Annotated in this window: 5 protein-coding genes and 1 riboswitch; all 5 genes read left to right on the forward strand. The window is 72.5% G+C overall.

The genetic code is table 11. The annotated features are described in order from the left end of the window. Positions 1 to 755, forward strand: a 755-nt coding sequence (locus tag G4D87_RS33090) for a FecCD family ABC transporter permease (protein WP_163786677.1), incomplete at its 5' end; no start/stop codon positions are given. 20 nt (positions 756 to 775) lie between these two features. Beyond that, positions 776 to 987, forward strand: a riboswitch (cobalamin riboswitch). 144 nt (positions 988 to 1,131) lie between these two features. Further along, positions 1,132 to 2,478 carry a hypothetical protein gene (locus tag G4D87_RS33095; protein ID WP_163786678.1) on the forward strand — a complete coding sequence of 449 codons (1,347 nt, stop codon included), beginning with the start codon at positions 1,132 to 1,134 and terminating at the stop codon, positions 2,476 to 2,478. Then, positions 2,475 to 3,212: a cell surface protein gene (locus tag G4D87_RS33100; protein ID WP_163786679.1), complete on the forward strand. Its 738-nt coding sequence runs from the start codon at positions 2,475 to 2,477 to the stop codon at positions 3,210 to 3,212. The genes G4D87_RS33095 and G4D87_RS33100 overlap by 4 nt, the downstream gene beginning before the upstream one ends. A gap of 44 nt (positions 3,213 to 3,256) precedes the next feature. Beyond that, the gene (locus G4D87_RS33105; RefSeq protein ID WP_205507807.1) at positions 3,257 to 3,748 is read left to right on the forward strand and encodes a QcrA and Rieske domain-containing protein; all 492 of its coding nucleotides are present in this window, start codon (positions 3,257 to 3,259) and stop codon (positions 3,746 to 3,748) included. A 144-nt stretch (positions 3,749 to 3,892) separates the two neighbouring features. Further along, positions 3,893 to 5,384: adenylate/guanylate cyclase domain-containing protein (locus G4D87_RS33110; RefSeq protein ID WP_163786681.1), on the forward strand; the 1,492-nt coding region annotated here is incomplete at its 3' end.

A 5,384-nucleotide genomic window follows, 5' to 3' on the forward strand; every position in this document is an offset into this window, starting at 1 on the left:
CGATGGGGGCGACGCTGGCGCTCGCGGTGGGGCTCGGCACCGTGGGGGACGTGGCTCCGGGCCTGGGCGGCGCCATGGCGCGGCTGTCCGCGCCCGCGCTCTTCTCCTTCCTGGGCGCGGGGGCCGCCATCCTCTTCGTCCTCTCCGCCAGCCGGGGCTCCGCGTCGCGCGCGCCCTATGCCGCGCTGCTCACCGGCGTGGTGTTCAACGCGTTCGCCTCCGCGGCCATCACCCTGGTGAAGACGCTGTCCGACCCCGACCGGCTGGGGGAAATCCTCTACTGGCTCGCCGGAGCGCTGGGGTACGAGCGCGGCGGCACGCTGGTGCTCTCCGCGCTCCTCCAGGCCGGCGCGATTGGCGTCATGTGGGTGCTCTCCGCACGGTTGAACCTGCTGTCGCTGGGAGACGATGACGCGGCGTCGCTGGGTGTGCCGGTGGCGGCGACGCGCCGCTGGCTGCTGCTGGCCACCAGCGCGAGCGTCGCGGGCGCGGTGGCGCTCACGGGGTTGATTGGCTTCGTGGGGCTCATCGTGCCGCACCTGCTGCGGCTGGCCTTCGGGCCGGACCAGCGGCTGCTGGTGCCCCTGTCGGCGCTGGGCGGCGCGGCCTTCCTCGTCCTGTCGGATTTGCTGGCGCGGCTGGCCTTCCCCTTGTTCGGGGCCGAGCCTCCCGTGGGCGTCGTCACCGCGCTGCTGGGCGGCCCGCTGTTCCTCGCGCTGCTGCGGCGGCGGGTGCGGCTGGGGACCCGTCATTGACAATGGCTTGCACCCGCCATATCCCCGCCCGCGTCCTCGGTGTCGCCGTGATTCCACGGCGACTCAAGGGAACCCGGTGTGAATCCGGGACTGCCCCGCAGCGGTGAGCAGGAACGAACGCCGTCACGTGAAGCACTGGCCCGAAGCGGGCTGGGAAGCGACGGCAAGTAGGTGGGTGCTGCATGCACCCGCGCCTGCGAGTCCGAAAACCTGCCGAAGACCCGTGCCCCTGGCACGGACATCACCGAGGCCTCCGAGGGGAGGCGGCGGGGGCGGTGCTGTCCGGCGCGTGTGATGTGCGCCGGGGCGCTGCCTTCGGCCGTGTCCTCCTGGAAGCCCATCCGCCCGTGGGGGCGGAAGAGGGAGCGAGGACACCATGAAGTACGCCGATGTGAAGCGCGCGGGAGCCCGCACGAAGTCCCTGATGTTCGCCACGGCCAGCCTGGTGCTGGCGGTGGCCACCACGGGCTGCGGCTCCGAATGCGTGGATGCCTACGACTGCCGCAGTGAGAACGGCCCCGCCCCCGAGGGCCAAGCGTGGACGTGCGCCGCGGAGAAGTGTGAGACGCGGCCCGTCCAGCAGGTCCCCGGGGAAGACGCGGGCACCGATGCCGGCACCGAGCCAGAGCCGGACGCGGGCACGGAGCCGGACGCCGGCACGGAGCCCGATGCTGGCACGGAGCCGGACGCGGGCACGGAGCAGACGTGTGAGACGGCGCCGCACGACCCCGTGCTCGGCACCCTCCAGCTCCAGACGGGCTTCGAGACCACGGGCTCCGCGCGGCTGCCGGCCGACGTGTTGGCGCTGGCCGCCTCGCCGGGCCCCACGTACACGGTCTACGCCGTGCGCGGCAGTGGCATGGGCATCGACGTCGGCATGTACTCGCTGGGCATCTGGCCCGACCTCCAGCCGGACGACACGAAGCTCTTCGACGTCGTCTCGCCCGCGGACCGCGCGGGGACGGCGACGGTGTTCTCGAACGGCTTCCTGGTGAACGACAGCCGGTATCTCTTCGCGGGCTACACCACGTCCGCGACGGGCGCGCTGGGCTCGGTGGCCGCGTATGACCTGGCGGCGCCCGCCGCGTCTTCCTACATCGAGGCGCAGGCCAACTTCACCGCGGCCCACTTCACCGCGGGGGAGGACTCCGTGCTGCTCGTCAACAGCGTGAGCCTGGGCACCGCGGGGGGCGGCCTGGGCGTCTTCGGCCTGGTGACGTCCGCGACTCCGTTTCAGACGGTGCGCCTGGCCAACTTCCCGGAGGGCGAAGCGGGCGCCAGTGGCTTCACGGCGGTGACGGACAATGGAATCGCGATGCTGGGTTTCTCCAGCAGCGTGGACTTCAGCAACAAGGCCCGCGTGGTAGCGCCGTCGGTGCTCGCGGATGCGCTGCGCGGCGGAGCGCCCGTGGACCTGGGCACGCAGGCCGAGCTCGTGGTGGACAGCGACTTCAACGGGGCCTCCACCTTCGGTGAGGGCATCGCCGTCAAGCGCGGCGGCTACGACGACAACTGGCAGTTCGTCTCCACCGACGTGTCCCGCTACGCCCTGTCCCTGGGCATCGAGCCTGGCGCGGTCGTCATTGGCGAGCGCACACCGGTGCTGTCGTTCGTGGACGCGTGCACCTCCGTGACGCAGCTGGCGCACCTGGGCTCGGACCTGCTCGTGGGCGTGGATGACAAGAACGGCCAGCGGCTGGTGCGCATCCAGGTGGCCCGGTGAGCCGTCGCGCCGTCCACCGCGTCGTCTGGGGCGCGGCGCTCGCCGCGCTCCTGGGCGCCGCCGCGTGTGGTGACGCGTCCTCCAGCGTCGACGAAGACGCGGGAGCGCCGGATGGCTCCACGCCGCTGGAGCCCGATGCCGGACTGCCGCCCGAGGACCCCTACGCGGACGAAGTCGTCCTCTTCGAGCCGGGTGACAGCGCGGGTTTCGGGCAGGACCGCTTCCCGGACGTCGTGCTCGGGCCTCCTTCGGGGCTGGGGCCGGACAACGGCTCGCTGGACGTGCTCTCGCTGGGGCGGGGCGGCAAAATCGAGCTGCGCTTCACTGACCTCGCGGTGGTGGATGGGCCGGGCGTGGACCTGCTCGTGTTCGAGAACACCTTCCTCGTCGCGGGCGGACCGGCCACGTACTCCGAGCGGGGCATCGTCTCCGTCAGCGACGACGGCGTCGCCTGGTACGAATTCCCGTGTGCCACCACGGACGCCGCGGGCGGCTACCCGGGGTGCGCGGGCGTCGCCACCGTCCAGGCCAATCCGGCCAACGGCGTCAGCGCCACGGACCCCGCGGTGGCGGGGGGGGACGGGTTCGACCTGGCGACGGTGGGCCTGAGCCGCGCGCGGTACGTGCGCATCGTCGACGCGGGCAACAACCGCTACGGCGGCACCTCGGGGGGCTTCGACCTGGACGCCGTCGCGGTGGTGAACGGTGTGTCGCTTCGGAGCGGCACCCCGTGAAGCGGCTCCCGCCACGGCCATGTCCCCTGTCCGCGACGGGGGAGGTGGACCGCCGCGCCGCGCTCGGCACGCTGCTCAAGGGCACCTGTGCCCTGGCGGCGCTCGGGGCGGGGTGCGGTGACGGGTGGCGGGAAGCCGTGGTGCTCGACCCTCCCGATTCGGGAGGGCCGGGCCCGTCCTGCACGCCGCGGGGGCCCTCGGGCCCGCCTGGAGAGGGCTGGGTGGAGGTCTCCCTGGCGGAGCACCCCGCGCTGGAGGTCCCCGGCGGCGCCTCGGAGGTCCGTATCCCCCAGGCCCTGCTGGACGTGGTGGTGGTCCACACGTCACCTGGCTGTTACGCGGCGCTCTGGCGCATCTGCACGCACGGTGATTGCGCCGTGGGCTGGGTGCCGGCCGACGGCGTCATGGAGTGCCCCTGTCATGGCTCCCGCTTCACCCAGGAGGGACAGGTGCTGAATGGCCCGGCGTCCCGGCCGCTCGCGGCCTTCCCCGTGGTGAGGCAGGGCGCCTCCCTCTTCATCCACCGGCCCCGCTGAGCAACCGCTCAGAAGCAGCCGTACCGCAGGTGAAATGACGCGGTGCGGAGAGACACGTCCTGGTGCGGGGTTGCGGAATACCCGCACCGAGTCCGTGTCTCCTTCTCTCAACAGACGGGAGAGTCGTGTAAGGTCGTGCCCTCGATGTGGCAGATCATCATCAACGGGCCCGGCTACTTCGACACGTCGTACGATCTGCCTGAGGGCGTGACGAGCCTCGGCCGCGCGGACGAGAACGATATCGTCCTGGGCGGCGACCTCGTGTCGCGCCGACACGCGCGGCTGTACGTCGACGGCGACGTGCTGCGAATCGAAGACCTGGGCAGTCGCAACGGCAGCCGCATCAACGGCGCGCCCTTGCAGGGCTCTCGGCAGCTCGTCGCCGGAGACTCGGTGGCGCTGGGGGAGAATGTCCTCGCCGTGCGCCAGCCCAACACCGTGGAGAACGCGGCCACGGAGATGGTGGACCTGGGCGCGGGCGGCGTCGTGCGCTTCGGCCACGGCCAGGACGTGGGCCCCTCCGTCCTGCTGGCGAAGAACGTGCGCGACGCGGACGTGCTGCGGCTCCTGGACAACGTGGGCCCGGTCTCCTTCGACGACAGCTTCTCCGCGTCCGCGCCGCCGCCCGCCGCGAGCCCGCGCGTGGGGCAGGAGACGCTGGTGCTGTTGTTCCGCACCGCGGAGGCGCTCTCGTCGGCCTCCACGCTGTCGTCGTTCCTGGACACCACCATGGACCGGCTGCTGGCGGTCACGGACGCGACCACGGCGGTGGTGCTGCTCAAGCACGCCACGGGCGCCATGGTGCCCGCCGCCGTGCGCCACCGCGGCCGGCTGGCCCAGGGCGAGGTGCCCGTCTCGGATGCCATCGTCGAGGAGGCCCTGCGCCAGGGCCGCGCGCTCGCCGTGGGAGACGTGCGCGATGACCGCCGCTTCGCGGGCCGGGAGAGCGTCATCCTCTACGGCGTGGACCGCGTGCTGTGCATCCCCATCGGCGCCGAGCCGCCCTACGCGGGCGTGCTCTACGTCAACCTGTCCGCCAAGGGCGACGCCAGCGTGGAGTCGATGCTGGATACCTGCACCGCGGTGGCGCATCTGGTGGCCACCGGCGTGCAGAAGTTCTCCCCCCGCGAGGGCAGCCCCACGGCGGACAGGCTGCGGCGCGACCTGGAGCGCTTCCATCCGCCGGACGTGGCCGAGCGCCGCGCCGCCGAGGCCCAGAAGCAGGGCGGCAAGCTGCCCGGCCTGGAGGAGCGCAACCTCACCATCCTGCACGCGGAGCTCGTGGGCTTCTCCGTGTTGTGCATGCGCATCGGCGCCGCGCGCGCCACGCAGCTGCTCAACGACTTCCACGCGCGGATGAGCGGCATCATCTTCAGCTTCGAGGCCACCGTGGAGGGCTTCCGGGGCGAGTCCCTGCGCGCCCTCTTCGGCGTCCCCTACGTGAAGGGCGAGGACTCGGTCCGGGCCGTCCGGGCCGCCCTGGCGCTGCGCTCCGAGTGGGAGCGGTCCATGGCGCGCCGGCCCCTGGACGAGCGCTGCGAGCTGCGAATCGCCCTGCACAGCACCCGGGCCCTGGTGGGGCTGATCGGCACCGAGGTGCGTCCGGACTACACCGTGGTGGGGGACGGCGTCGGGG

Origin of the sequence: Myxococcus vastator (assembly GCF_010894475.1) — a bacterium.
Lineage (GTDB): Bacteria > Myxococcota > Myxococcia > Myxococcales > Myxococcaceae > Myxococcus > Myxococcus vastator.

Coding starts and splice junctions, on each gene's coding strand:
- G4D87_RS33095 (WP_163786678.1), top strand. CDS start 1,132: ATGAAGTACGCCGATGTGAAGCGCGCGGGAGCCCGCACGAAGTCCCTG.